Origin of the sequence: Aeromonas sp. MR19 (assembly GCF_963899305.1) — a bacterium.
GTDB classification, from domain to species: Bacteria; Pseudomonadota; Gammaproteobacteria; order Enterobacterales; family Aeromonadaceae; genus Aeromonas; species Aeromonas bestiarum.
Genome location: NZ_CAWQWZ010000053.1, coordinates 108,422 through 133,827 on the forward strand (window position 1 = coordinate 108,422; position 25,406 = coordinate 133,827).

Below are 25,406 nucleotides of genomic sequence, written 5' to 3' on the forward strand. Positions count from 1 at the left end.
TGACGCCTTTATTCAACGCTTTGATTTTTAGTGATAATTTTAGTGGCATGGAAATTGAATAACCTGACCCAATAGCCAGTTTGAGGTCAGCTTTATGACAGCCCAGCAGCAAGACAATCCACTCCAGTCTCACGAGGTGAGCCAGCTCTACGCCATCTTCCAGGCGCTGCCGACCGGTGTATTGCTGCTCGATGGCGAGGGTCGCATCACCCGTGCCAACCCCGCCGCCCTGGCGCTGCTGGGGGAGCCGCTGGAAGGCCAGGCCTGGCGCCAGATCATCGCTCGCTGTTTCCAGCCCCGTGAGGATGATGGTCACGAGATCTCCCTGCGCGACGGCCGTCGGGTGCAGCTCTCGACCCAGCCGCTGCCGGATCAACCCGGTCAGCTGGTGTTCATCACGGATCTTACCGAAACCCGCAAACTGCAGGACAGAGTCAACCACATGAAGCGGCTGTCTGCCCTGGGCAACATGGCCGCCTCGCTGGCACACCAGATCCGCACACCGCTCTCCGCCGCCATGCTCTATGCGGCCAACCTGGCCAACCGCACCCTCAAGCCCGAGTCGCGCAGCCAGTTCCAGCAAAAGTTGATGGATCGGCTCAAGGATCTGGAGAAACAGATCAACGACATACTGCTGTTCGCCCGCAACGGTGACAATCAGGTGGTGACGCCCATCTCGGTCCAGGGATTGCTGGCGGAGGTGCAGGCCGGTGCCGAGGCATTTTGCAACCAGCAGGGCTGTGAGCTGCACATGGAGGCGCCCGAGCCGGATCTCTGCCTGCTCGCCAACAGCAATGCGCTGGCGGGGGCCATCAACAACCTGATTGCCAACGCCCAGCAGGCGGGGGCCACCTCGCTGCTGGTGAGCGCGGTGCGCAGCGGCGCCCGGGTGGAGATGCGCATTCTCGACAATGGCAAGGGGATGCCCGCCCACCTGCTCAACCAGATTTTCGAACCCTTCTTCACCACCCGCTCCCAGGGCACAGGCCTGGGTCTGGCTGTGGTGCAATCCGTGGTACGTGCCCATCAGGGGGAGGTCAGCGTGGCCTCAGTGCCCGCTGAAGGCACCTGCTTTACTCTGTCGTTCCCCCTGCATCAGCAAGCGGTGCAGCTTGGAGGTGTCGCATGACTCAGGCCCGTATTCTGGTCGTGGAAGATGACAATGGCCTGCGCGAGGCGCTGGTGGATACCCTGTTGCTCGGCGGCTACGAGTGCCGAGAAGCGGACAGCGGCGAGCGCGCCTTGCTGACGTTGTCGCGCCAGAGCTTTGACATGGTGATCTCGGATATACAGATGGGGGGCATGGATGGCCTGACCCTGCTGGCCAACATTCGCCAGCAATATCCCCAGGTGCCTGTGCTCTTGATGACCGCCTACGCCAACATAGACGGTGCCGTGCGCGCCATGCGAGAAGGGGCCATCGACTACCTCGCCAAGCCGTTTTCGCCCGAGGTGCTGCTCAACCAGGTCAGCCGTTATGTACCGGCCCAGAAGGTGGAGAAGCGCGCCGTGGTCTACGGGGATCCCAAGACGGCCGAGCTGTTCCAGCTGGCGACCCGGGTGGCCCGAAGCGAGGCTACCGTCATGGTGACAGGCCCGAGCGGGACGGGGAAAGAGGTGCTGGCCCGCTACATTCACGACAACTCCAGCCGCGCCGAGCAGACCTTCGTCGCCATCAACTGCGCCGCCATCCCGGAAAACATGCTGGAGGCGACCCTGTTTGGCTACGAGAAGGGGGCCTTCACCGGCGCCGTGCAGGGGTGCCCAGGCAAGTTCGAACAGGCTCAGGGTGGCACCTTGCTGCTCGACGAGATCACCGAGATGGATCTGGGGCTGCAGGCCAAGCTGCTGCGGGTCTTGCAGGAGAAAGAGGTGGAGCGGCTCGGCAGCCGCAAGCTGATCCCGCTGGATGTGCGGGTCATCGCCACCAGCAACCGGGATCTCAAGAAGGCGGTGCAGGACGGCCTGTTCCGCGAGGATCTCTACTACCGTCTCAACGTCTTCCCGCTGCGCTGGACCTCGCTCTGGGAGCGGCCCGGCGACATACTGCCGCTGGCGGAGCACCTGCTTGCGCTGCATGCCAGCCAGCAGGGGTTGCCGACGCCGCAGCTGACAGACGCAGCGCGCGAACGCCTGTTGGCCCACCCCTGGCCCGGCAACGTACGGGAGCTGGACAACGTGGTGCAGCGTGCCCTGATCCTGAGCCCGGATGGGCTCATCGGCTGCGAGCACCTCATCCTGGAAGAGGTGGACGAGGAGGAGATCCGCTTCACCGGCGGTGAGCGCAGCAGTGGCAGCGAGCATCTTGGCAGCGAGCTCAAGCAGCAGGAGCACCAGATCATCCTCGATACCCTGCAAGACTGCAACGGCAGCCGCAAGGCGGTGGCCGACCGGCTCGGCATCAGCCCGCGCACCCTGCGCTACAAGCTGGCCCAGATGCGGGAGGCGGGGATCGATCTGCCCGCCTGAGTTCGGAGTGGGCATCGCCTGGAGCCTGGCGACCCGGTGCCTTTATCCGCGTGGCTGGCGTGCCCTGCCAGGGAACTGTCATGGTCTTGGCGGTCTGGCTCGATTATCATGGGGTCCTCGGCGCTTTGTGCCTGGACCCTGTTTTTATTGGTAGAGCAGGGGAACCTGGCCTCAACAAGGGACCATTATGATCTCTCATCGGAAACTCGAAACCCTACTCAACCATCTGCTCGAACCCCACGCCATCAAAGACTATTGCCCCAATGGCCTGCAGGTGGAGGGGCGCGAGCGCATTCGCAAGGTGGTGACCGGTGTCACCGCCAGCCAGGCCCTGATCGACGCGGCCGTGGCCGCCGATGCCGATGCCATCCTGGTGCACCACGGCTATTTCTGGAGCGGCGAACCGGCCCAGATCACCGGCATGAAGCAGCGCCGCCTCAAGACCCTGCTGACCCACGACATCAACCTGTTTGCCTACCATCTGCCGCTGGATGTGCATCCTGAGGTGGGCAACAACGCGCAACTCGCCAAGCTGCTGGACATCAAGGTGCGCCGCGGCCTGGAGCCCTGGAACAGCAAGAGTGTCGCCATGGTGGGCAAGCTGGAACAGCCCATGAGCGGCAGCGACTTTGCGAAGCTCATCGCCGAGCGGCTCGGTCGTGAGCCGCTCCATTGCGGTGACAGCGGCCCCGCGCTTATCCGCTCCGTGGCCTGGTGCACCGGCGGTGGCCAGAGTTATATCAGTCTGGCGGCGGAGCAGGGGATCGATGCCTTCATCTCGGGCGAAGCCTCCGAGCAGACCATTCACACAGCCCGTGAGATGGGTATGCACTTCTACGCCGCCGGCCACCACGCCACCGAGCGTTATGGCATCAAGGCGCTGGGGGAGTGGCTGGCGACCGTGCACGGGCTGGAGGTGACCTTTATCGACATCGATAATCCGGTTTAAGTCCTGCGCCGGCCGATGGCCGCTGTACTGCAAAAGACAAAAAAGGGAGGCCGCAGGCCTCCCTTTTCACATCTCGGTGTTTCCGCTACTCGCTGGCATAACCCGCCGGGCCAAGTGCGGCACCGTCCAGCAGGACGGCATCACCTTGCATTCTCAGCCTTCCCTCGCAGAACCACTGCACCACCAGCGGGTAGATGCTGTGTTCCTGCACTTGCACCCGGGCAGCCACCTCGTCCGCGTCATCCCCTTCGAAGATGGGGACGCGGGCCTGCAGGATCACCGGGCCGCCATCCAGCTCTTCGGTGACGAAGTGGACGCTGGCACCGTGCTCGCTGTCACCGGCGTCGATGGCGCGCTGGTGAGTGTGCAAGCCCTGGTATTTCGGCAGCAACGAGGGGTGGATGTTGATCATCCTCCCCGCGAAGTGGCGCACCAAGGGGGCGCTCAGGATCCGCATAAAGCCGGCCAATACCACCAGGTCCGGCTTATAGTCCGCCATCAACGCCTGCAGGGCGAGGTCGTAGTCATCCCGGCTGGCAAACTGCTGCTGGGCCAGAATGGAGGTCGCCACTCCGGCCTCTTTGGCGCGAATCAGACCATAGGCATCGGCCTTGTTGCTGATGACGCCGACCACCTCGCCGGCAATCTTGCCGCTGGCGCAACTGTCGAGAATGGCCTGCAGGTTGCTGCCGCTGCCGGAGATCAGCACCAGAATGCGTGTCATCGGGCTCATCGGATGATGACCTGCTCCTCGCCATCGGCAGCCTTGGCGATATGGCCGATGTGCCAGGCGTTCTCGCCTTCCGCCTTGAGCAGGGTCAGGGCCTTCTCCAGCTGGGAGGCAGGCAGGGCTATGATCATGCCGACGCCGCAGTTGAAGGTACGGTACATCTCGTGGCGGGTGACGTTGCCGGCCTGCTGCAACCAGCTGAACACCGCCGGCCACTGCCAGCTCTGCTCGTCGATCACCGCCTGGGTGTTGGCGGGCAGCACGCGTGGGATGTTCTCCCAGAAGCCGCCGCCCGTGATGTGGGACAGGGCGTGGATCTCGCACTCCTTGATGAGCTTGAGCACGGGTTTCACATAGATGCGGGTCGGCTCCAGCAGGGCGTTGGCCAAAGTGGTGTCACCGAGTGGCTGATGCACGTCTGCCTTGGAGACTTCCAGGATCTTGCGCACCAGGGAGAAGCCGTTGGAGTGGGGGCCGCTGGCGGCCAGGGCGATCAGGGCATCGCCGTCACCGACCTTGCTGCCGTCGATGATCTCGCTCTTCTCCACCACGCCGACACAGAAACCGGCGATGTCGTAGTCTTCCCCTTCATACATGCCCGGCATCTCGGCGGTTTCGCCGCCCACCAGGGCGCAGCCGGACTGCTCGCAGCCCGCACCTATGCCGGTGACCACGGCCGCGGCCGTGTCTACGTCCAGCTTGCCGGTGGCATAGTAGTCGAGGAAGAACAGCGGCTCGGCGCCTTGCACTATCAGGTCATTGACGCACATGGCCACCAGGTCGATGCCGACGGTATCGTGCTTTTTCAGATCGATGGCGAGACGCAGCTTGGTGCCCACACCGTCGGTGCCGGAGACCAGTACCGGCTCCTTGTAGCCCGCAGGGATTTGACACAGGGCCCCAAAGCCGCCAAGACCACCAAGGACTTCAGGACGACGAGTGCGCTTTGACACGCCCTTGATACGTTCAACCAGTGCATTGCCGGCATCGATATCTACGCCAGCATCCTTGTAGCTCAGTGAGGTTTTGTCAGTCACGCGTATTCCCCGTCATATAAAGAAGTGGAGGGTAAAATTCGGGGCGTATTCTAACAGTGGCCGGGTAAAAGCAGAAAGGAAATCGTTTGCGCGTTTTTGCGTGGAAAAGCTCTACAAGCGGTGGCTTTTGTTGTATGATTCCGCGATTTTTTTGCGGCAGTTAGAGGAGATAATAATGAAAGTCGTTGAAGTCAAACACCCCCTGGTCAAACACAAGATCGGGCTGATGCGTGAAGGCGATATCAGCACCAAGCGTTTCCGTGAACTGGCCAAAGAAGTGGGCAGTTTGTTGACCTACGAAGCGACCTCTGACTTCGAAACCGAGAAGGTTACCATCGATGGCTGGAACGGGCCAGTGGAAGTTGACCAGATCAAGGGCAAGAAGGTCACAGTCGTGCCTATCCTGCGTGCCGGTCTGGGCATGATGGATGGCGTGCTGGAGCACATGCCGAGCGCCCGCGTCAGCGTGGTCGGTATCTACCGCGATGAAGAGACCCTGCAACCGGTTCCCTACTTCGAGAAGATTGTCAGCAACATCGAAGAGCGTCTGGCACTGGTCATCGACCCCATGCTGGCCACCGGCGGCTCCATGATCGCCACTATAGACCTGCTGAAGAAGAAAGGCTGCCAGTCCATCAAGGTGCTGGTGCTGGTTGCCGCGCCGGAAGGGATCAAGGCGCTGGAAGCCGCTCACCCCGATGTAGAGCTCTACTGCGCCTCCGTCGACAAAGGTCTGAACGAGAAAGGCTACATAGTCCCGGGTCTGGGCGATGCCGGCGACAAGATCTTCGGTACCAAGTAAGTTGATGTATTGACCCGCTTCCCACGTGGAAGGGGTGATCGGAGCCGGCGCCTCGCCGGCTCTGCTGTTTATCCCCCTCCAGCTTGCTGCAATGCGCGCCTTGCCGCTACCATAAGCACCATCTCCCATTTCGAGACTCTTCTCATGTTCAAACGTGTTGTGACCGCCCTCTGCTGCGGCTTGTCATTCATGGTCTCGGCCGCTCAGGTGACCGATCTCTATCAGGGCAAGGCGCCCACCAGCGGTGACATGGTGGCGGCCCAGTCCCAGGCGTTGGGGGATGTGCTGGTCAAGGTGACCGGCAAGCGGGATATCCTCACCCAGCCGGCCGTGGTCAAGGCGCTGGCCGCCCCTGGCGACTATGTGCAGCACTACGGCTATCAGGACCTGGGGCCGGTCAAGTTTCTCAAGGCCGACTTTGACGTCGCCAAGGTCAACGCCCTGATCTCCCAGAGCAAATTTGCCCTGCTTGGGCCAGCCCGGCCTCAGGTGGCCATCTGGCTGGTGATCAATGAGGGAGAGCGCCGCGTCCTGCCGGATCAGTCCAGCGATGGCTGGGCCGCCGCGCTGCGAACCCAGAGCCAGGCCATGGGCCTGCCGGTCAGCATTCCCTTGATGGATCTCGATGACAACATGGCGGTCAATGCCACCGATGTCTGGGGCCGCTTCGCCGATCCCATCCTCAAGGCGAGCCAGCGTTATGGCGCCGAGATGGTGGTGCTGGGCAAGCTGACCCCGGAAGGGGAGAAGTGGAGCATAGACTGGGGCCTCTATGGACCCAAGGCCGGTGGCGAGCTGGCCGAGCTGACCCGCGGCAGCGGCAGCGGCACCCAGGCCGAGGTGGCGCAGGGATTTGCCGATGGGCTGGCGGCCTGGCTGGTACAAAACTATGGCGCACGCATCTCGGGTGTCGCCTCCAGCCAGACCCTGGTGGTGGAAGGCTTGTCCGGCATAGACGGCATGATCACGGTGCAGAAGATGCTGCAGGGCATGGCCAGCGTCACCAAGGTGGAGATAGGCAAGCTGGAGGGGGACAAGGTCACCTTCAACCTCGCATTGCAGGGGGACAAGGCCGAGCTCATCCGTGGCTTGCAACTGGAGAGCCGGCTGCGCCAGATTGATGATAATGACAGCGGTTTGCGCTACCAATGGTCGCAGCCCTGATCATTTCTGCCTTGTACCAACCGCCCGGCCAAGTCCGGGCGGTTCTCTATCTGCCTTTGCGATGATACACTCAGCCACAAATGTCACAGTCAAAGCCCAACGAGTGAAGCAACCGGCCCAACTGTCTTTAGCCGTACAATTACCGGATGATGAAACCTTCGTCAGTTTTTATCCCGGCAACAATGCTCATCTGATCACCGCCCTCAAGAATGCGGCCATCGGTCAGGGATCACCTTTCCTCTATTTCTGGGGCGCCAAGGGATCGGGACGCTCCCACCTGCTGCACGCCACCTGCGCCGAGGTCAATGCCCGCGATGCGGCGGCGGCCTATCTCTCCCTCGATCAGTTCGAACAGCTGGATCCCAGCATGCTCGACGCCCTCGAAAGTCTGCCGCTGGTCTGTCTGGACAGTCTGGAAGCCATCGCCGGCAATGCGCTGTGGGAGCGGGCCCTGTTCGATTTTTACAATCGCTGGCAGGAGAAGGGCGAGGGTACTCTGGTGGTCACGGGTTGCAGCGCACCGCGCAAGCTGGGGCTGCAGTTGCCGGATCTTGCCTCCCGCCTCGACTGGGGGGTGAGTTTCCATCTCGACGAGCTGGATGATGAAGGCAAGCTCAGTGCCCTGCAGCTGCGTGCCGAGCTGCGGGGCTTCAAATTGCCCATCGATGTGGGCCGCTTCCTGCTCAACCGACTCTCCCGCGACATGCGCACCCTGCTTACCACCCTCAATCAGCTCGATAACGCCTCATTTCGCGCCAAGCGCAAGCTCACCATCCCCTTCGTCAAAGAGATCCTCGAACTCTGAACCGACGGTGACCGCCTGTCTGCGCTGCATCCTTGAGCGGCGAGCAAAAAGAAACCCCGGCACCTGGCCGGGGTTTTTGTTCGAGCTCGGTGGCTCGCATGCAGTTATCAGTGGAACTGATCTTCTTCGGTGGAACCTGTCAGCGCTGTCACTGACGATTGGCCACCCTGGATGACGGTGGTCACCTTGTCGAAGTAACCCGTGCCCACTTCCTGCTGGTGTGCCACGAAGGTGTAACCACGGCTGGCGGCGGCAAATTCCGGCTCCTGCACCATCTCGACGTAGTGCTTCATCCCCTCGCCACGGGCGTACTGGTAGGCCAGTTCGTACATGTGGAACCACATGTTGTGGATGCCCGCGAGGGTGATGAACTGGTACTTGTAACCCATGTCGGACAGCTCCTGCTGGAAGCGGGCGATGGTGGCATCGTCCAGGTTCTTCTTCCAGTTGAAGCTGGGGGAGCAGTTGTAGGCCAGTATGGTGTCCGGGTACTGCGCCTTGATGGCTTCGGCAAACTTGCGCGCCTCGTCCAGATCCGGCTTGGCGGTTTCGCACCACACCATGTCGGCGTAAGGGGCATAGGCCAGACCACGGGAGATGGCCTGCTCGATCCCCGCCTGCACCTTGTAGAAGCCTTCTGCGGTGCGCTCACCGGTCAGGAAACCGGCATCGTAAGGGTCTGCATCCGTGGTCAGCAGATCGGCCGCGTTGGCGTCGGTACGGGCAATCACCAGGGTAGTGGTGCCGCAGACGTCGGCTGCCAGACGGGCGGCGACCAGCTTTTGTACCGCTTCCTGGGTGGGGACCAGCACCTTGCCGCCCATGTGGCCGCATTTCTTCACCGAGGCCAGCTGATCTTCGAAGTGCACGCCGGCGGCGCCCGCTTCAATCATCCCTTTCATCAGTTCGAAGGCGTTCAGCACGCCGCCGAAACCGGCTTCGGCATCCGCTACGATCGGCAGGAAGTAGTCGATGAAACCGGCATCCTGCGGACCCACCTTGTTGGCCCACTGGATCTGGTCGGCACGGGCGAAGGAGTTGTTGATGCGCTCCACCACGGACGGGACAGAGTTGGCCGGGTAGAGGGACTGATCCGGGTACATGGTGGAGGACAAGTTGTTGTCCGCCGCCACTTGCCAGCCGGAGAGGTAGATGGCCTCTATGCCCGCCTTGGCCTGCTGCACCGCCTGGCCGCCGGTCAGGGCGCCGAGACAGTTGACGTAGCCTTTCTTGGCGCTGCCGTGGATCAGTTCCCACAGTTTGTCGGCGCCGCGCTGAGCCAGAGTGTGCGCCGGCTGCAAGCTGCCGCGCAGGTTCACCACGTCTTCGGCGCTGTAGCCGCGCTTGATCCCTTTCCAGCGGGGGTTTTCTGCCCAGTCTTTCTCGATAGCCTGGATCTGTTGCTCACGGGTCAGTGCCATATCAGTTCCCTCTTTCATTGATTTCACGTTTCCATTGACTTGTTATTGGCGGGCTCCGCTGGGGAGGCCCGGAGTTCAGAGCCGCTCGTAACCGGGCAGCGTCAGAAAATCGATCAGGGTGTCGGCGCAGGTGATCTGCTCCATCAGCTCGCTCGCCTCGGCAAAGCGCCCCGCTTGCCAGCGGGCATCGCCCAGCTCGTGTTTGACCACCTGCTGCTCCTCGGCCAGCATCTGGCGGAACAGCGCCTTGGTCACCACCTGGCCGTTCGACAGGCTCTTGCCGTGGCGGATCCACTGCCAGATGGAGGTGCGGGAGATCTCGGCGGTGGCCGCATCTTCCATCAGGCCGTAGATGGGCACGCAGCCGTTGCCGTTGATCCAGGCTTCCAGGTATTGCAGGGCGACCCGGATGTTGGTGCGCATGCCCGCCTCGGTGCGCTCACCCTCGCAGGGGGCCAGCAGGTCGGCGGCCGTGATGGGGGCATCCTGCTCGCGCAGCACGCCGATCTGGTTCCTGGCGCCAACAGGAATGGTGGCGTTGAAGACCGCCATGGCGGTGTCGGCGAGGCCGGGGTGGGCCACCCAGGTGCCGTCGTGGCCGTTGTGGGCTTCGCGTTCCTTGTCCGCCTTGACCTTGGCAAACACCTGCTCGTTGACGGCCGCATCCTTGGCCGGAATGAAGGCGGCCATGCCGCCCATGGCCAGCGCGCCGCGCTTGTGGCAGGTCTTGATCAGCAGCCGCGAATAGGCGGAGAGGAAAGGCTTGTCCATGGTGACTACCTGACGGTCCGGCAGGACCCGATCAGGGTGATTCTTCAAGGTTTTGATGTAGCTGAAGATGTAGTCCCAGCGGCCGCAGTTGAGCGCGACTATGTGATCCTGCATCTGATAGAGCAGCTCATCCATCTCGAACACCGCAGGCAGGGTTTCGATGAGCACGGTGGCCTTGATGGTGCCACGGGGCAGGCCAAACTTGTCTTCGGTCCAGGCGAACACTTCGCTCCACCAGCGTCCTTCCAGATGGCTCTGCAGCTTGGGCACATAGAAGTAGGGGCCCGAGCCCTTGGCCAGCAGCGCCTGATGGTTGTGCAGGAAGTAGAGCGCGAAGTCGAACAGGCCGCCTGGGATGGGGGCGCCATCGAAGGTCACATGTTTTTCAGGCAGGTGCAGGCCACGCACCCGACAGATGAGCACGGCCGGATCCGGGTTCAGGGTATAGGCCTTTCCTTCCGGACTGGTGTAGGAGACGGTGCCGTTGACCGCATCGCGCAGGTTGATTTGCCCCTCGATCACCTTGTTCCAGGCGGGAGCCAGCGAATCCTCGAAGTCCGCCATGAATACCTTGACGTTGGCATTGAGGGCGTTGATCACCATCTTGCGCTCGACCGGTCCCGTGATCTCCACACGGCGGTCCTGCAGATCGGCGGGGATGCCGCGAATGGTCCAGTCACCGGCACGGATGTGGGCGGTTTCCGGCAGGAAGTCCGGCAGCTCGCCGCCATCGATGCGGGCCTGGCGTGCCACACGTTGTTTCAGCAATTCCCCTCTTTGGGGCGCGAAGCGTTCCACCAGTTCGGAGACCAGAGCCACCGCGTCCGGCGTCAGAATTTGCGCGTATTCGGGCAGCATCTCGCCCTGGATGCGAAGGCGGGCGCTGCAGTGGGTCTGAGCCGGTGCCGACATAAGGTTCACTCCTTTGAGAATTACATTTTGAACTTACTAACTACGACTAAAGTCGATCCCTGTTCTTTCAAACTTCCCGTAACAACGGGATAACACGATTCATAAGGTGCGAAATATTGCCCTGTTCGTCAACCACTTTTTTAAAACGCCTGTTTTTGACCGGTGGTTAAGATGATGTTTTTAATAGATTTATGTGATTAGCGCAAAAGCTCTATGCAGATGGTTATGCGCTTGTTTTCCGCCCCCTGATGGTGGTGTGATCCAGTAGAGGGAATGCAGCTTGGTATGTAACTTATTACGTAATAAAATTACAAATGCAAAAACAAATCCCGACCTAACTCCAAGCTTTCAAAAAACAGCTGTATGAAATGAGATCGGCGATCCCAGTGAATATCCAGCTCCTGCCAACATTGGTTAGTGAACGTTTGTTTAAAACTTGGATGGCGAATGGGGGCCGAATGGGATTTACCCCACCAGTGAGGGGAAAGTGACGAGCAATAACGTAGGTTTGTATCACCTTGGCCTGACAGCCAGCAGAGGGAGGGGAGGGTGATGAGTAGTGAATGAAACTGGTTATGTTCAGTTTTTCAGCATTTTATTGTTATTTGTATCAGCGGGCCTTCCTGGCCCCTCGGGAGGATGAAAGGGTGGCGAAATTCACGGCTCAGCGACCACACTCTCCTGTTGCGTGCGGGGGATCCCTTGAGGGGCGGGATCAGTAATCGTCGTCCGGTGCCGCCAGATCGACCACGTCAAGACGCACTATGGTGCCGTATTCAGTGCCGTATTCGTTATCACCGAGCTCGACGTTCGGTAGTGGCAGGGGGGCCAGATCGGGTTGTGCGTCAACTGCTTGCGTCATGGGTGCTTGCCTCGTTGGATTGCAAGCCGGTTGGTGACTCCATCACCCGGATTTCCACCTCCCTGTATCCATTGCCGGCGGAAAAGTGGCGTATCCTAGCGATACTCGCCAGCGGTTTCAAGTGGTTCTGTATAAAAAACATGCCGTCGATAGTGATGGCTCTGTGGGCAAGGCGTTTGGCAGGACAATAAAGATGGGAAGCGGGAAACGAGGCAAAAAAATAGCCCAGTCGCGAGACTGGGCTATTTTCGGGGAAAATGGTCGGTGTGAGAGGATTCGAACCTCCGACCCTCTACACCCCATGCAGATGCGCTACCTGGCTGCGCTACACACCGACGAGGTCAGTCTGAGCTGACGGAAAGGAGTCTAATGATATGGATCGGTTGGTGCAACTCCTTTTTTATCAGGGAGATGCCGACTGCTTCTTTATTGCGCAACCAAGATGTAGCTTGGGCCTGCAGGTGAGATTTGGCATAATCGCCGCCCCGTGTTGCGGTGCGTGCATCCACTGCCAGGCGAGCAGCCTTGCCGGGTGATCGCGTATGTCGTCATCTGCCGCCGGGCAGGGGCCGGTTCGGGATAACCGCATCCGGGTAAAGAAGAGACGGATGAGCGATCAGTCAGGCCGGGAAGCAGGACAAACCGTCATGAACAAGCTGTCGAGAGAGGACAAGGGCGTGGAGCCATCAGAAATCGCACCGTGCTTGGGGCATGGCGAGCAAGACGAGCGCTGGATGCGCCACGCCATGGCACTGGCCGCCAGGGCCGAGGGAGAAACGGGTGAGATCCCGGTCAGCACGGCGCCAATGTTCAAGGCACGAAGGCAATATAAAGAGGTAAGGGCGTGACGCCATCAGAGAATGCTGACTCCTTTGAGCAAGCGCAGCAAGACGAGCGCTGGATGCACCACGCCATGGCGCTGGCTGCCAGGGCCGAGGGGGAAACGGGTGAGATCCCGGTCGGCACGGCGCCAATGTTCATGGCGCACAGGCAATATAACGACAAAGAGGTAAGGGCGTGACGCCATCAGAGAATGCTGACTCCTTTGAGCAAGCGCAGCAAGACGAGCGCTGGATGCGCCATGCCATGGCACTGGCCGCCAGGGCCGAGGGGATAGGCGAGATCCCGGTCGGCGCCGTGCTGGTGCTGGGGGACGAGGTGGTCGGTGAGGGGTGGAATCGCTCCATCAGCGCCCATGACGCCTGCGCCCATGCGGAAATCATGGCGATCCGCGCCGCCGGTGTCCGGCTGGAGAACTACCGGCTGCTCGATACCACCCTCTATGTGACGCTGGAGCCCTGCTGCATGTGCGCCGGCGCCCTGATCCACAGCCGGGTCAAGCGGGTGGTGTACGGGGCGCAGGATCTCAAGACAGGGGCGGCCGGGTCCGTGTTCGAGATATTGCAGGACCCGCGCCACAACCACAGGGTCGAGTTGACCGGCGGTGTGCTGGCGGAAGCCTGCTCGGCCCAGCTGTCGGCCTTCTTCAAGCGTCGCCGCGCCGAGAAAAAGGCAGCCAGGCAGGCGCTGCAACAAAGCGGCGGCCCCGCCGTCTGACACCAAGGGGGAGATCCGCCTCGCCCCCTCGCTTGATGCCTTTATATATCCTCATATAAAACAGCGGGTTGGTACTGCTACTTGCTGACAACGTCCTGCCTGAATGCCCCCCAAAATAACCTCTTCACAGAGGGCCTCGATGTAACAAAACTGTCATGCAACCGCCATATAATGCCGCCAAGCCTAGCTCACATTGAGGTCTTGCATGTCATCGGAATCGATAAACTTGGGTATGGCGGGCAGTAGAAAGCGCCGTATCAAGGATAAGTTGGCCAAGTACGGGGTCACCACGGGTGGTGCCCTGGTGCTGGTGGCCCTGTTGCTCATTTTCTTCTACCTGCTCTATGTGGTGAAACCCATCTTCAATGGCGCCACGATGGAGCCGACCGCGTCGTTCACGCTGCCCGTTGCGGGCAAGACCGCCTGGCTCGGGATGGAGGAGCAGAACGAGATTGGCTACCGCTTCAGCGACAAGGGGCTGGTCAACTTCTTCGCCGTCCAGGGGGATGGCAAGGTCAAGGTGGGGCAGGCGCTGGGTCAGGCCCAGGTCGCGGGTGACATCACCACGGTCGCGCCGCCGGCACCGGGTCAGAAGCTCATCGCCTACGGTTTTGCCGATGGCAAGGCGCTGGTGATGCAGCCCTACTTCAAGGTCTCCTATCCCAACGACGTGCGGGTCATAGAACCCAGCCTGCAATATCCCTTCGGCGAAGCACCCGTGGTGATAGACCCGCAAGGAAAAGCGTTGCAGCTGATGGTGTTCGAGGCGACCAAGGAGAAGATGGCCACCGCCGCCGTGACCGAGGATGGCCGCGGCGTGATGACGGTCATGAGCGGCGAGGAGAACTTCCTCTCCGGCGAGGTGGAGTGGAGCGCCCAGAACTACAGCATTCCCTCCCTGCCGCGTCATGTGGATCAGCTGTTGCTGACCCCCAATCTGCGCATCCTGTTCGTGCGTGAGGGCAACCGTCTCTCCGTCTACGACATTCACAACCTCAATGACATCTCCCTGCGCAACGTCATGGAGATCAATGCCCCCAACGCCAACGTGACCCGGGTCGAGCTGCTCTCCGGTGCCTCCTCCCTGCTGGTGGGCAACGACAACGGTGTCATCTCCCAGTGGTTCGAAGTGGCCAAGGACGGCAAGCGCCAGTTCACCCCCATTCGTGACTTCAAGGGCGATGGCCCGGTCGACTTGCTGACCCCGGAGCACTTTCGCAAGGGCTTCATCAGCGCAGGCAAGGATGGCACCGTCAGCTTCTTCCACGCCACCGGCGAGACCAAGCTGCTGAGCGAGAAGGTCGAGGGCGGCTCCCTGTCGGCCCTGGCCATTTCGCCACGCCACAACGTGCTGCTGATGCAGCAGGGGGATGGCTTCAAGCTGTTCGCGGTGGAGAATGAGCACCCCGAGGTGACTTGGTCTGCCCTGTGGCAGGAGGTGTGGTACGAAGGCTACCCTGAGCCCCAGTATGTGTGGCAATCCACCTCCGCCAGCAATGACTTCGAAGCCAAGCTGAGCCTGGTGCCGCTGGTGTTCGGCACCCTGAAAGCCTCCTTCTACGCCATGATGTTTGCGGTGCCGCTCGGCGTTGCCGGCGCCATCTACACCGCCTACTTCATGTCGGCCGGGCTGCGCAAATACGTCAAGCCGACGGTCGAGATCATGGCGGCACTGCCGACCGTTATCCTGGGCTTCCTGGCGGGTCTCTGGCTCGCTCCCATCATAGAGGGGGCGCTGCCCGGGGTGATCCTGCTGCTGATCCTGCTGCCGATGGGGATGCTGCTGACCGCGCTGGTGTGGAACTACCTGCCGGAACGCGGCCGGTCGTGGCTGCCTGAGGGCTGGCACGCCATCCTGCTGATTCCCGTGCTGCTGCTGATCGGCTGGGGCGCCTTCGCGGTGAGCCCGCTCATCGAGAACGCCTTCATGCACGGCGACTCGCGCATCTGGCTGACCCATGAGATGGGTATCAAGTTTGACCAGCGCAACTCCCTGGTGGTCGGTATCGCCATGGGCTTTGCCGTCATCCCCACCATCTTCTCCATCGCCGAGGACGCTGTCTTCTCCGTGCCCAAGCATCTCACCCAGGGTTCGCTGGCGCTGGGGGCGACCCCCTGGCAGACCCTGAGCCGGGTGGTGATCCTCACCGCCAGCCCGGGCATCTTCTCGGCGGTGATGATGGGCCTTGGCCGCGCCGTTGGCGAGACCATGATAGTGCTGATGGCCACCGGCAACACCCCCATCATGGACTTCTCCATGTTCCAGGGATTGCGCACCCTGGCCGCCAATATCGCGGTGGAGATGCCGGAATCGGAAGTGGGCAGCTCTCACTATCGGGTGTTGTTCCTCGCGGCATTTGTCCTGTTTGTGTTCACCTTTATGTTCAACACCCTGGCCGAGTTCATTCGTCAGCGGTTGCGTGAAAAATACAGCTCTCTGTAATGAGCCGTTCCATCAAAAGCGGCGTTCTGTATATGAACAAGGAATCGATAATGGGTAAGTGGTTTAAATCAGGGGCCCCCTGGATCTGGATGACCGGCGGTGCCGTCAGCCTGAGTCTGGTCGCGGTACTGGGTCTGCTGCTGCTGATCGGCTGGCGCGGTCTGGTCTACTTCTGGCCTCACCCCATCTATGAGTGGCAGCTCGAAGACGCCAGCGGCAACAAGAGCGTGCTGATCGGCGAGATCAATGACCGTGAACTGGTGCCAGTGGAGCGGCTGCGCGCCGCAGGCTTGCCGCTGGAGGGGGAGGAGCGCGAGCTGCTGACCCGCTATCTGGTCAAGACCGGCAACCGCGAGTTCGTCGACCTCGATTTTCGCTGGGTGCTGGAGACAGACATCAAGTCCCAGAGCCTGCCGACCGAGCTGGCCATGGTGGAGCGTGCCACCAACGGCAACTTCTACGGCTACATAGTCGGGGTCAAGGAGGACGGCCGCGAGCTGAGCCAGGATCTGCATCCCGCGCTGCAACGGGTGCTGGCCCGTGCCAACGATCTCTCCGAACAGGCTGACGATCTGCAAAAAGGGGACATAGGCAGCATCAACTATCAGCTGGAGCGGCTGCGCCTGAAAGAGCGCAAGGCCGAGCTGGACGACAAGCTGACCGATCAGCTTAAAACCCAGCTGGCCGAGCAGCGTCAGGCCCTCAATGACAACTATCAGGTGCTGGAGAAGCAGCTCTTCTCCCTGCGTGCCCAGGCGGACAGAGACAGCATCACGGTCAAGGACATGCGTGGCGAGCTGGTGGTCATGCCCATGTCCAAGGTGCTGGACGTGGTATGGCCCAACGACATGAGCCTGCTGGCCAAGGTGGGCTACTGGTTCCACCAGATCGGCAAGTTCGTCTCCGATGATCCCCGCGAGGCCAACACCGAGGGCGGCGTATTCCCGGCCATCTTCGGCACCGTCTTCATGGTGTTCCTGATGGCCATCATAGTCACGCCGCTCGGCGTGGTGGCGGCTGTCTACCTGCACGAGTACGCGGGCAAGAACAGCCTGACCAAGATCATCCGCATCGCCGTGATCAACTTGGCGGGTGTGCCCTCCATCGTGTACGGCGTGTTCGGTCTGGGCTTCTTCGTCTACACGCTCGGCGGCTCGCTGGATCAGCTGTTCTACCCGGAAGCGCTGCCGAGCCCGACCTTTGGCTCCCCCGGCGTCATCTGGTCGGCGCTGACCCTGGCCATCCTGACCCTGCCTGTGGTGATCGTCTCCACCGAAGAGGGGCTGGCCCGGATCCCGAGCACCATTCGCCAGGGTTCGCTGGCGCTCGGCGCCACCCAGGCAGAGACCCTGTGGCGCATCGTGCTGCCCATGGCGAGCCCGGCCATCATGACAGGTCTTATCCTGGCGATCGCCCGGGCGGCCGGTGAAGTGGCGCCGCTGATGCTGGTGGGGGTGGTGAAGCTGGCGCCGACCCTGCCGATGGATGGCAACTTCCCGTATCTGCACGTGGAGCGCAAGTTCATGCACCTGGGCTTCCACATTTACGATGTGGGCTTCCAGAGCCCCAACGTCGAGGCGGCGCGGCCACTGGTGTATGCCACCTCCTTCCTGCTGGTGACGGTGATCGTTGGTCTCAACCTGACGGCCATCGGCATTCGTAACCATTTACGCGAGAAGTTCCGTTCTTTGGAGCATTGATGATGAACCTGACGGACATCACAGGCATTCGTAACCACTTGCGGGAAAAATTCCGGTCGCTGGAACATTAATCCAGCTACCCCAGACTGATATTGAGGCAAGGGACGGGCGGCTGCCCCCCTTGCCAGTCAAGTGTTCCGGCCGCTGGCACATCAAGATGCCCGCCGCCATCGACTGATTTGAGGTAACAGATGATCAACGTAACGACAGCTTCCACCCAGCACACTGCGCTGGACCTGCTCAACCTGAGCCCGGAGCAGACCGCGCTGGAGGTCAAGGATCTCAACCTGTACTACGGCAACAAGCAGGCGCTGTTCAACGTCAACATGAAGATCCCCAAGGGGCAGGTGACGGCCTTTATCGGCCCGTCCGGTTGCGGCAAATCGACCCTGCTGCGCTGCATCAACCGGATGAACGATCTGGTGGAGATCTGCCGCATCGAGGGGGAGATCCAGCTGCACGGCCACAATATCTACGACAAGGGGGTGGATGTCTCCGCCCTGCGTCGCCAGGTGGGCATGGTGTTCCAGCGTCCCAACCCCTTCCCAAAGTCCATCTATGAGAACGTGGTCTATGGCCTGCGCCTGCAGGGGATCAACGACAGACGCACTCTGGATGAGGCGGCCGAGCGTTCACTGCGCGGCGCAGCCCTGTGGGACGAGGTGAAGGACAGGCTGCACGACAACGCCTTCGGCCTCTCCGGTGGCCAGCAGCAGCGTCTGGTGATCGCCCGGGCCATCGCCATCGAGCCGGAAGTGCTGCTGCTGGATGAACCGACTTCGGCGCTCGACCCGATCTCGACCCTCACCATCGAGGAGCTGATCAATGAGCTCAAGAGCCAGTTCACCGTGGTCATCGTCACCCACAACATGCAACAGGCGGCGCGGGTCTCGGATCAGACCGCCTTCATGTACATGGGCGAGCTCATCGAGTACTCGAACACCAACACCATCTTCACCACCCCGGCCAAGAAGAAGACCGAGGACTACATCACCGGTCGTTACGGCTAATAGTGTGAGTGGCAGAGCAGGGGTGATAGACATGAACAGCAAGAAACAGATTACCGGTCAGTTCAACGGCTAAGGCATGCTTGGTGCAATAAGGGTTATTGGTATGAGCAAGATGAGCATCAAGAAACAGATTACCGGTCAGTTCAACGGCTAGGGCATACTCGGAGCATAAGGATTATTTGTATGGACAATATGAACCTCAATAAACACATCTCCGGTCAGTTCAATGCCGAACTTGAGAGCGTGCGCAATCAGGTGCTGGTGATGGGCGGCCTGGTGGAGCAGCAACTGACCGACGCCATCGCGGCCATCCACGATCAGGATCTGGATGCGGCGCGCAAGATAGTGGCCAACGATCACAAGGTCAACGCCATGGAAGTGGCGATCGACGAGGAGTGCACCCGCATCATCGCCAAGCGTCAGCCCACCGCGTCCGACCTGCGGCTGGTGATGGCCATCATCAAGACCATCACGGATCTGGAGCGCATCGGCGACGTGGCGGACAAGATTGCCCGCATGCTGACCGACAACGCCAACAAGCCGCAACCGCCGCTGGTATCGCTCGAGAACATGGGCCGGCGCACCATCAAGATGCTGCACGATGTGCTCGACGCCTTTGCCCGCATGGATCTGGAGGCGGCCATCGCCGTCTACAAGGAAGATGACAAGGTGGACAGGGAGTACGAGTCCATCATTCGCGAGCTGATGACCTACATGATGGAAGATCCGCGCACCATACCCCAGGTGCTGAACGTGCTGTGGGCGGCGCGGGCCATAGAGCGGGTCGGGGATCGTTGCCAGCACATCTGCGAGTACATAGTCTATTACGTCAAAGGCAAGGACGTGCGCCACACCAAGGCGGACGAGCTCAATGAGCTGCTCGGCAAGCACTGACCGAAAAATGAATAAAAAGGCGCTTTGGGCGCCTTTTTTGTTGCACTGGGTGCCAGAGTAAGATATCGCCACCCAACAGGCGCTTTTCTGCTAGAATATGCCCCCTGTGTGAGTCCCGGATGGACTCACGGTCTGGTCTCCCAGGCCCAGTTTGCCGTCTTGTGCTAAGACGGGTGTAGCAATAGGTTAATCATGAGTTTTGCCGATAGTTTATTTTTTCTGATGTTGCTGGTTGCCGGCAGCGTGTTCTTCTCTCTTTCCGAGATATCCCTTGCCGCCTCCCGCAAGATCAAGTTGCAGGTGATGGCCGATGAGGGAAACCGCCATGCCGCCAAGGTGCTGGCGCTGCAGGCCCAGCCGGGTAATTTCTTTACCGTGGTGCAAATCGGCCTCAATACCGTTGCCATCCTGGGCGGTATCCTGGGTGAGTCTGCCCTGAATCCTGCCATCAAGGGGTTCATCTCCGGCTTCTATCAAGGCCCCTGGCTCAGCCAGATAAGTTCCGCCGCCTCCTTCGTGTTCGTCACCGGCATGTTCATCCTGATCGCCGACCTGATGCCCAAGCGCCTGGCCATGACAATGCCGGAGCGGATCGCCGTGGTGGTGGTACGCCCCATGCTGCTGTGCGTGACCCTGCTGATGCCGCTGGTGTGGTTCTTCAATGGCATGGCGAATGCGTTGTTCCGTCTGCTGCGGGTCTCCATGATACGCAACGACGAGATCACCTCTGACGACATCTATGCGGTGATGGATGCGGGCGCCGAGGCTGGCGTCATCCAGCGTGAAGAGCATCAGCTCATCGAGAACGTGTTCGAGTTGCAGTCCCTCGGTGTCACCTCCGCCATGACGGCCCGCGAGAGCCTCATCTACTTCACCCTGCAAGAGGGCGAGGAGAGCATCAAGGCCAAGATCGCCGAACACCCGCACAACAAGTTTCTGGTCTGTGACCACAACCTCGACAGCATCAAGGGCTTCGTCGATGCGAAAGAGCTGCTGATCCGCGTCATCAGCGGCCAGAGCATAGACCTCAACAGCGGCTCCCTAGTGCAGAACGTCATCATCATTCCCGACACCCTCAACCTCTACGAGGCGATGGAGTACTTCAAGAACCACAGGGGCGACTTCGCCGTGGTGATGAACGAATACGCCCTTGTGGTGGGGATAGTCACCATGAACGACCTGATGAGTACCGTCATGGGCGAGTGGGCCACCCACGTGGTGGAAGAGCAGATAGTGCAGCGGGACGAAAACTCCTGGCTGGTGGACGGAGTAACCCCCATCTCGGACGTGATGCGGGCCTTCGACATCGAAGAGTTTCCGGATAGCCAGAACTACGAGACCATAGCCGGTTTCATCATGTTCATGCTGCGCAAGATCCCCAAGCGCACCGACTCGGTGAAATACGCGGGCTACAAGTTCGAAGTCGTCGACATCGACAGCTACAAGATCGACCAGCTGCTGGTCACCCGGGTCGAACCCGTAGTGGCCGAGAAGCCTGCTCAGGAATCGTAAAGGAGCTATCAAGGAGTCATGAAGATGCAGTCTCATTCCCGTGCGCTGGCCTGTGTGGCGCTCGCCCTCGCGCTGGGCGCTTGCAGCCAGAGCGCACCCCGCAAGGCCACAGCCGTTGCCAAGCCTGCCGCTCCCAAGGCGGTGGTGGTGCCGCAGCCGGATCCAGATGCCGTGGTGCAAAGTGGCGTGGCAGAGCCGAGCCCTGTGTTTGATGAAGAGTATCACGGCCCGGATCAGGGGTCCCTCGAGTCGGTGACCGCCCTGTTTGCCCGTGGCTACATAGAGTCGGCCATGCGCGAGACCATGCTGGCGGCGGTGCACAACGACTATCCGCTGCTCGGCATGCGGGATGTGCGGCTGACCGATCCTGTCTCCAAGTTCCTCACTTCCACCCATGCTGCCACCACGGCCCACGATTATCTCTATGCCGGGGTGCAGCGTCGGCTGGGTCGTCCACTGAGCCCGGCTCAGTGGGAGCAGATCTGGCGTGGTCTGCCCCAGCAGGGTCGGGTTTCCGACTGGACCAAGCAGATAAAACGGGTGCTGGCAGGGCGTTAAGCCACCAGTTCATCCTGTTGCAATGAGGCCACCCTTGGGTGGCCTCACGCTTTTCTGCCTTCTGCCTTCTGCCTTCTGCCTTCTGCCGCTTTCGCTGTTTTCCCGTCTCTGCTGTCTGCTGATGCCCTGTGATACCGATTGCCGTCAGCTCGGCTTTGTTCTATCTTATTTTGGCCGTCTAAACATCCATATGTTTTTATGGCCATTTTGGCGGTTCACTCTGAATGGGCAAGGCGACGCACAGCCACGCCAGCCATGAGAACAGCCACAGATGAAACATGCAGACAAACACAACAACAAAGAGACAGGACAGATGGAAACACAGGCATTGTGGGTACTGGACGGTGGCATGGGGCGTGAGCTGGCACGGCGGGGCGCGCCATTTCGCCAGCCCGAGTGGTCGGCGCTGGCGCTGATGGAGGCGCCGCAGACGGTGCGCGAAGTGCATCAGGCCTATGTGGCCAGCGGTGCCCGCGTCATCACCACCAACAGCTATGCGCTGGTGCCGTTTCATATCGGCGCCGAGCGTTTTGCCGCCGAGGGGGAAGTGCTGGCCGCGCTGGCTGGCCAGTTGGCCCGTGAGGTGGCCGATGCGCAGGGCGGTGCCGTACAGGTGGCGGGATCCTTGCCACCGCTGTTTGGTTCCTACCGCGCCGATCTGTTCGAGGCGGACAGAGTGGGCGAACTGGCGATGCCACTCATTCGGTCGCTGACGCCCCATGTGGACATCTGGCTGGCCGAGACCATGAGCCTGATCGCCGAGCCGCTGGCTCTCAAGGCGCTGTTGCCGGCGGATGGCAAGCCGTTCTGGGTCTCCTTCACCCTGGAGGACGAGGCGCCGGGCAGCGAGCCGACCCTGCGCTCCGGCGAGCGGGTGGTCGATGCCGTCACGGCGCTGGTTGCGGTCGGGGTGGATGCCATCCTGTTCAACTGTTGCCAGCCCGAGGTGATTGAGGCCGCGCTGACGGTAGCTGGTGCCAGATTGCAGGCGCTGGGTCGAGGGGATATTCGCCTCGGCGCTTACGCCAATGCCTTCCCGCCCCAGCCAAAAGAGGCGACCGCCAACGACGGGCTGGACGAGATCCGCGCCGATCTGGGGCCGCTGGATTACCTCGGCTGGGCCGAGCGCTGGCGCACCGTCGGGGCCTCTCTCCTCGGCGGTTGCTGCGGCATAGGCCCAGAGCATATTCAGGCCCTGGCCAGCCGGCTGCGCTAAGGAGATCACATGAAAGAGAGCAAAATAGGCCTCTGGTCCCTCACCGCCCTGGTGTTCAGCTCCATGGTGGGGGCGGGCATCTTCAGCCTGCCCCAGAACATGGCCGAGGTGGCGGGGGCCCGCGCCGTGCTGATCGGCTGGGGCGTCACCGGGGTGGGCATAGTGGCGCTGGCTGCGAGTTTTCTCTACCTGTCGCGGCTCAGACCCGAGCTCGATGGCGGCATCTACAGCTATGCCCGCGCCGGCTTTGGCGATCTGGTGGGTTTTTTCTCCGCCTGGGGCTATTGGCTCTGCGCCACCATAGGCGTGGTGGGTTATCTGGTGATCGCCTTCGCGGCGCTGGGCAGCTTCGTCGATACGCCGGAACAGGTGTGGTTCGGTGAGGGCAACACCCTGGCCGCCTTCATCGGCGAGTCCTGCATCCTCTGGGCGGTGCACTTGTTGGTGGCCCGCGGCGTGCAGCAGGCCGCCCTGTTCAACCTGGTGGCGACCCTGGCCAAGAGCCTGCCGCTGTTGCTGTTCATCCTGTTCGCCTGCTACTGGTTCGATCCTGTCACCTTCGCGGCGGATCAGCAGGGCAGCACGCTGGCTGTGCCGGTCTCCGAGCAGGTGCGCAACACCATGCTCATCACCCTCTGGGTCTTCACCGGCATCGAAGGGGCGGCCGTGCTGTCGGCCCGGGCGAGAAACAAGCGGGACGTGGGCACGGCCACAGTGCTCGGCGTGGTGCTGGCACTGCTGCTCTATGTGCTCATCTCTGTGCTGGCGCTGGGGATATTGAGTCGCCCTGAGCTCGCGGCCCTGCCCAACCCCTCCATGGCGGGGCTGATGGGCCAGATGACAGGCTCCTGGGGCAAGCTGCTGATAAGCATCGGCCTCATCGTCTCCGTGCTCGCCTCTTACGTGAGCTGGACCCTGTTCTCGGCCGAGGTGCCCTTCAGTGCGGCGCGCCACGGCGCCTTTCCGGCCATCTTCCGGCGCCAGAACCACAACGGCACTCCCATAGCGTCGCTGTGGCTCACCAGCCTGACGGTGCAGGGCTGTCTGCTGCTGGTGTGGCTGCTTGGCAAGGGGTATACCAGTCTGCTGCTCATCTCCACCTCCATGATCCTGGTGCCTTACCTGCTGATCGGCCTCTTCCTGCTCAAACTCTCTTTGAGTGGTGAGGGCAATGGCCTGATGCGGACTGTGGCCCTGGTGTCGAGCGGCTACGGCCTCTGGCTGCTTTATGCCGCCGGGGTGGAATACCTGCTGCTCTCCTTGCTGCTGTACGGGCCGGGCCTGCTGCTGTTTCTCTATAGCCGTCGTCAGCTGGCTGACGCCAAAAGACTCAGTGGCCGCGAGCGACTGCTGGCCGGGATAACCCTGGTGAGCCTGCTTCCCGCACTCTGGTCATTTGCCCATGTCTGATCCGGGCCTGTGACTGGCAATGAAAGAGAGCGCCCTGGTGGCGCTCTCTTTTTTTACTCTGCGGCAAGATTCTGATTCAGACGCTGCTGGGGCCAGCCGGCTTGCCAAACAGCACGCCGAGTTTCTGCTGCCAGGGGAGGCCACGGGCCTCGCGCAGCATGTCGCGCCACTCGTGGAAGGTGAGGATGAGCGGATTGAAGCTGCGGATGGGCTTGGTGATGCCGAAACGGCAGGGCTCGGTGGGGTCCTCTTCCACGAAGGTGCCAAACAGCCTGTCCCAGATGATCAGCACGCCGGCGAAGTTGCGGTCTATGTATTTGGCATTGCTGGCGTGGTGCACCCTGTGGTGGGAGGGGGTATTGAAGACCCACTCAAGCCGGCCCAGCTTGCCCACCACCTGGGTGTGAACGAAGAACTGAAAGCCCAGGCTGAGCAGCACGGTTGCCACCACGGCCTGGGGCGGAAAGCCGATGAGGATCATGGGGATCCAGAACAGCCACATGCCGGAGATTGGGTACATCAGACTCTGGCGAAAGGCGGTGGAGAGGTTGAGCCGCTCCGAGCTGTGATGCACCACGTGGGAGGCCCACAGCCAGCGCACATGGTGGCTGGCGAAGTGGAACAGCCAGTAACAGAGATCCTGCAGCAAAAAGAGCAACAAGATGCTCCAGAGGTTGAGTTCTATGTCGAACAGGCGCCAGCCCCAGAGGGCGTCATACAGGTAGGCGATGGCGATGGCCGTCAGTGCATCGCCCCCCTGATGCATCAGGGCCAGGGTGGCGTTGGCGAACAAGTCTCGCCACTGGTAGGTGGCGGTGGGAAAGGCCGCCCCGTGCTTGCGCAGGTAGAGCATCTCCCAGCCGATAAAGGCCAGAAAGATCGGGGAGAGATAAAGCAGCAGCAGTTGCACATCCATGTCGGGCATCCGGTTTGACCAGTTGGGTTCCAGCATACCGAATGGATTTAAAATTTCATTAACATTTCATGTCCCAAGCCGTGCAGGCCCTGCCGGGGCACAGATTCAACGGTTTGTTTTTACTGACAAATAGTGGCTGTTGATGACATGCCCTTGGATGCACCATCCCGAAGCCGGTGCCCTGTCGTCTGGCGGGTCCTCGCTTACACTGGAACAATGAACGTCCCGGTTGGGGGCTCGATGGGTGGCAAGGTGCCGGCAATGGAGG

Annotated in this window: 22 protein-coding genes, 1 tRNA gene and 1 pseudogene; 17 read left to right on the forward strand and 7 right to left on the reverse strand. The window is 61.1% G+C overall.

Going from position 1 to position 25,406, the window contains the following annotated elements; all coding sequences use genetic code 11:
- The first annotated feature begins 94 nt into the window (after window positions 1-94).
- The 3 genes from AACQ95_RS21175 (at window position 95) to AACQ95_RS21185 (ending at window position 3,418) form a co-directional block, all read left to right on the forward strand.
- Entirely contained in the window at window positions 95-1,129 is a 1,035-nt protein-coding gene (locus tag AACQ95_RS21175) for a sensor histidine kinase (protein ID WP_043137499.1), read from the forward strand.
- A complete protein-coding gene (locus AACQ95_RS21180) occupies window positions 1,126-2,469 on the forward strand; it encodes a sigma-54-dependent transcriptional regulator (protein WP_098983510.1) in 1,344 nt (447 codons plus the stop codon). The genes AACQ95_RS21175 and AACQ95_RS21180 overlap by 4 nt, the downstream gene beginning before the upstream one ends.
- Before the next feature lie 187 nt (window positions 2,470-2,656).
- Window positions 2,657-3,418: a Nif3-like dinuclear metal center hexameric protein gene (locus tag AACQ95_RS21185; RefSeq protein ID WP_277604422.1), complete on the forward strand. Its 762-nt coding sequence runs from the start codon at window positions 2,657-2,659 to the stop codon at window positions 3,416-3,418.
- A gap of 85 nt (window positions 3,419-3,503) precedes the next feature.
- On the opposite strand, the gene purN is transcribed toward AACQ95_RS21185, so the two are convergent.
- Window positions 3,504-4,142, reverse strand: a complete 639-nt coding sequence (gene purN, locus AACQ95_RS21190; protein WP_241279914.1) for a phosphoribosylglycinamide formyltransferase — start codon at window positions 4,140-4,142, stop codon at window positions 3,504-3,506.
- A gap of 5 nt (window positions 4,143-4,147) precedes the next feature.
- The gene (gene purM / locus AACQ95_RS21195; protein WP_043137490.1) at window positions 4,148-5,185 is read right to left on the reverse strand and encodes a phosphoribosylformylglycinamidine cyclo-ligase; all 1,038 of its coding nucleotides are present in this window, start codon (window positions 5,183-5,185) and stop codon (window positions 4,148-4,150) included.
- Between the two features lie 175 nt (window positions 5,186-5,360).
- Between purM and upp the strand changes: the two genes are divergently transcribed.
- The 3 genes from upp to hda all read left to right on the forward strand — a co-directional run bounded on the left by upp (window position 5,361) and on the right by hda (window position 7,956).
- Window positions 5,361-5,987 (forward strand): uracil phosphoribosyltransferase, encoded by a 627-nt coding sequence (upp, locus tag AACQ95_RS21200; protein WP_043137488.1) that lies wholly within the window; start codon window positions 5,361-5,363, stop codon window positions 5,985-5,987.
- 144 nt (window positions 5,988-6,131) lie between these two features.
- Entirely contained in the window at window positions 6,132-7,151 is a 1,020-nt protein-coding gene (locus tag AACQ95_RS21205) for a DUF2066 domain-containing protein (RefSeq protein WP_241279824.1), read from the forward strand.
- A 103-nt stretch (window positions 7,152-7,254) separates the two neighbouring features.
- Entirely contained in the window at window positions 7,255-7,956 is a 702-nt protein-coding gene (gene hda, locus AACQ95_RS21210) for a DnaA inactivator Hda (protein ID WP_016351307.1), read from the forward strand.
- A gap of 107 nt (window positions 7,957-8,063) precedes the next feature.
- Here hda and aceA read toward each other — a convergent pair whose 3' ends face one another.
- The 4 genes from aceA to AACQ95_RS21230 form a co-directional block, all read right to left on the reverse strand.
- Window positions 8,064-9,377, reverse strand: a complete 1,314-nt coding sequence (aceA, locus tag AACQ95_RS21215) for an isocitrate lyase (protein ID WP_043137483.1) — start codon at window positions 9,375-9,377, stop codon at window positions 8,064-8,066.
- Between the two features lie 75 nt (window positions 9,378-9,452).
- A complete protein-coding gene (aceB, locus tag AACQ95_RS21220) occupies window positions 9,453-11,060 on the reverse strand; it encodes a malate synthase A (RefSeq protein WP_241279827.1) in 1,608 nt (535 codons plus the stop codon).
- A 715-nt stretch (window positions 11,061-11,775) separates the two neighbouring features.
- Window positions 11,776-11,922 (reverse strand): hypothetical protein, encoded by a 147-nt coding sequence (locus tag AACQ95_RS21225; protein ID WP_241279829.1) that lies wholly within the window; start codon window positions 11,920-11,922, stop codon window positions 11,776-11,778.
- Window positions 11,923-12,180: 258 nt separating this feature from the next.
- Window positions 12,181-12,257: transfer RNA gene (locus tag AACQ95_RS21230), tRNA-Pro, on the reverse strand.
- Between the two features lie 312 nt (window positions 12,258-12,569).
- On the opposite strand from AACQ95_RS21230, the pseudogene AACQ95_RS21235 reads away from it, so the two are divergent.
- From AACQ95_RS21235 to AACQ95_RS21285, 11 genes and pseudogenes are all read left to right on the forward strand, one after another.
- Window positions 12,570-12,716: pseudogene (locus AACQ95_RS21235) on the forward strand (tRNA adenosine(34) deaminase TadA); the annotation flags it as partial.
- A gap of 50 nt (window positions 12,717-12,766) precedes the next feature.
- Entirely contained in the window at window positions 12,767-12,943 is a 177-nt protein-coding gene (locus AACQ95_RS21240) for a hypothetical protein (protein ID WP_435301724.1), read from the forward strand.
- Entirely contained in the window at window positions 12,940-13,479 is a 540-nt protein-coding gene (tadA, locus tag AACQ95_RS21245; RefSeq protein ID WP_290064893.1) for a tRNA adenosine(34) deaminase TadA, read from the forward strand. The genes AACQ95_RS21240 and tadA overlap by 4 nt, the downstream gene beginning before the upstream one ends.
- A gap of 205 nt (window positions 13,480-13,684) precedes the next feature.
- Window positions 13,685-15,922: an ABC transporter permease subunit gene (locus AACQ95_RS21250; protein ID WP_103471210.1), complete on the forward strand. Its 2,238-nt coding sequence runs from the start codon at window positions 13,685-13,687 to the stop codon at window positions 15,920-15,922.
- A gap of 50 nt (window positions 15,923-15,972) precedes the next feature.
- Complete coding sequence (gene pstA, locus AACQ95_RS21255; RefSeq protein ID WP_043137472.1) at window positions 15,973-17,622, forward strand: phosphate ABC transporter permease PstA; 1,650 nt, start codon at window positions 15,973-15,975, stop codon at window positions 17,620-17,622.
- Between the two features lie 191 nt (window positions 17,623-17,813).
- The gene (pstB, locus tag AACQ95_RS21260; protein WP_043137469.1) at window positions 17,814-18,632 is read left to right on the forward strand and encodes a phosphate ABC transporter ATP-binding protein PstB; all 819 of its coding nucleotides are present in this window, start codon (window positions 17,814-17,816) and stop codon (window positions 18,630-18,632) included.
- 183 nt (window positions 18,633-18,815) lie between these two features.
- Window positions 18,816-19,526, forward strand: coding sequence for a phosphate signaling complex protein PhoU (gene phoU / locus AACQ95_RS21265; protein ID WP_042036494.1), 711 nt, complete (start codon window positions 18,816-18,818; stop codon window positions 19,524-19,526).
- Between the two features lie 192 nt (window positions 19,527-19,718).
- Complete coding sequence (locus AACQ95_RS21270; protein ID WP_043137467.1) at window positions 19,719-21,038, forward strand: hemolysin family protein; 1,320 nt, start codon at window positions 19,719-19,721, stop codon at window positions 21,036-21,038.
- A gap of 18 nt (window positions 21,039-21,056) precedes the next feature.
- Window positions 21,057-21,596, forward strand: a complete 540-nt coding sequence (locus tag AACQ95_RS21275) for a hypothetical protein (RefSeq protein ID WP_241279831.1) — start codon at window positions 21,057-21,059, stop codon at window positions 21,594-21,596.
- A gap of 313 nt (window positions 21,597-21,909) precedes the next feature.
- Window positions 21,910-22,812: a homocysteine S-methyltransferase family protein gene (locus AACQ95_RS21280; RefSeq protein WP_241279833.1), complete on the forward strand. Its 903-nt coding sequence runs from the start codon at window positions 21,910-21,912 to the stop codon at window positions 22,810-22,812.
- Between the two features lie 9 nt (window positions 22,813-22,821).
- The gene (locus AACQ95_RS21285; protein WP_241279836.1) at window positions 22,822-24,222 is read left to right on the forward strand and encodes a basic amino acid/polyamine antiporter; all 1,401 of its coding nucleotides are present in this window, start codon (window positions 22,822-22,824) and stop codon (window positions 24,220-24,222) included.
- A 76-nt stretch (window positions 24,223-24,298) separates the two neighbouring features.
- On the opposite strand, the gene AACQ95_RS21290 is transcribed toward AACQ95_RS21285, so the two are convergent.
- Window positions 24,299-25,138, reverse strand: coding sequence for a sterol desaturase family protein (locus tag AACQ95_RS21290; RefSeq protein ID WP_241279838.1), 840 nt, complete (start codon window positions 25,136-25,138; stop codon window positions 24,299-24,301).
- Window positions 25,139-25,406: the final 268 nt, after the last annotated feature.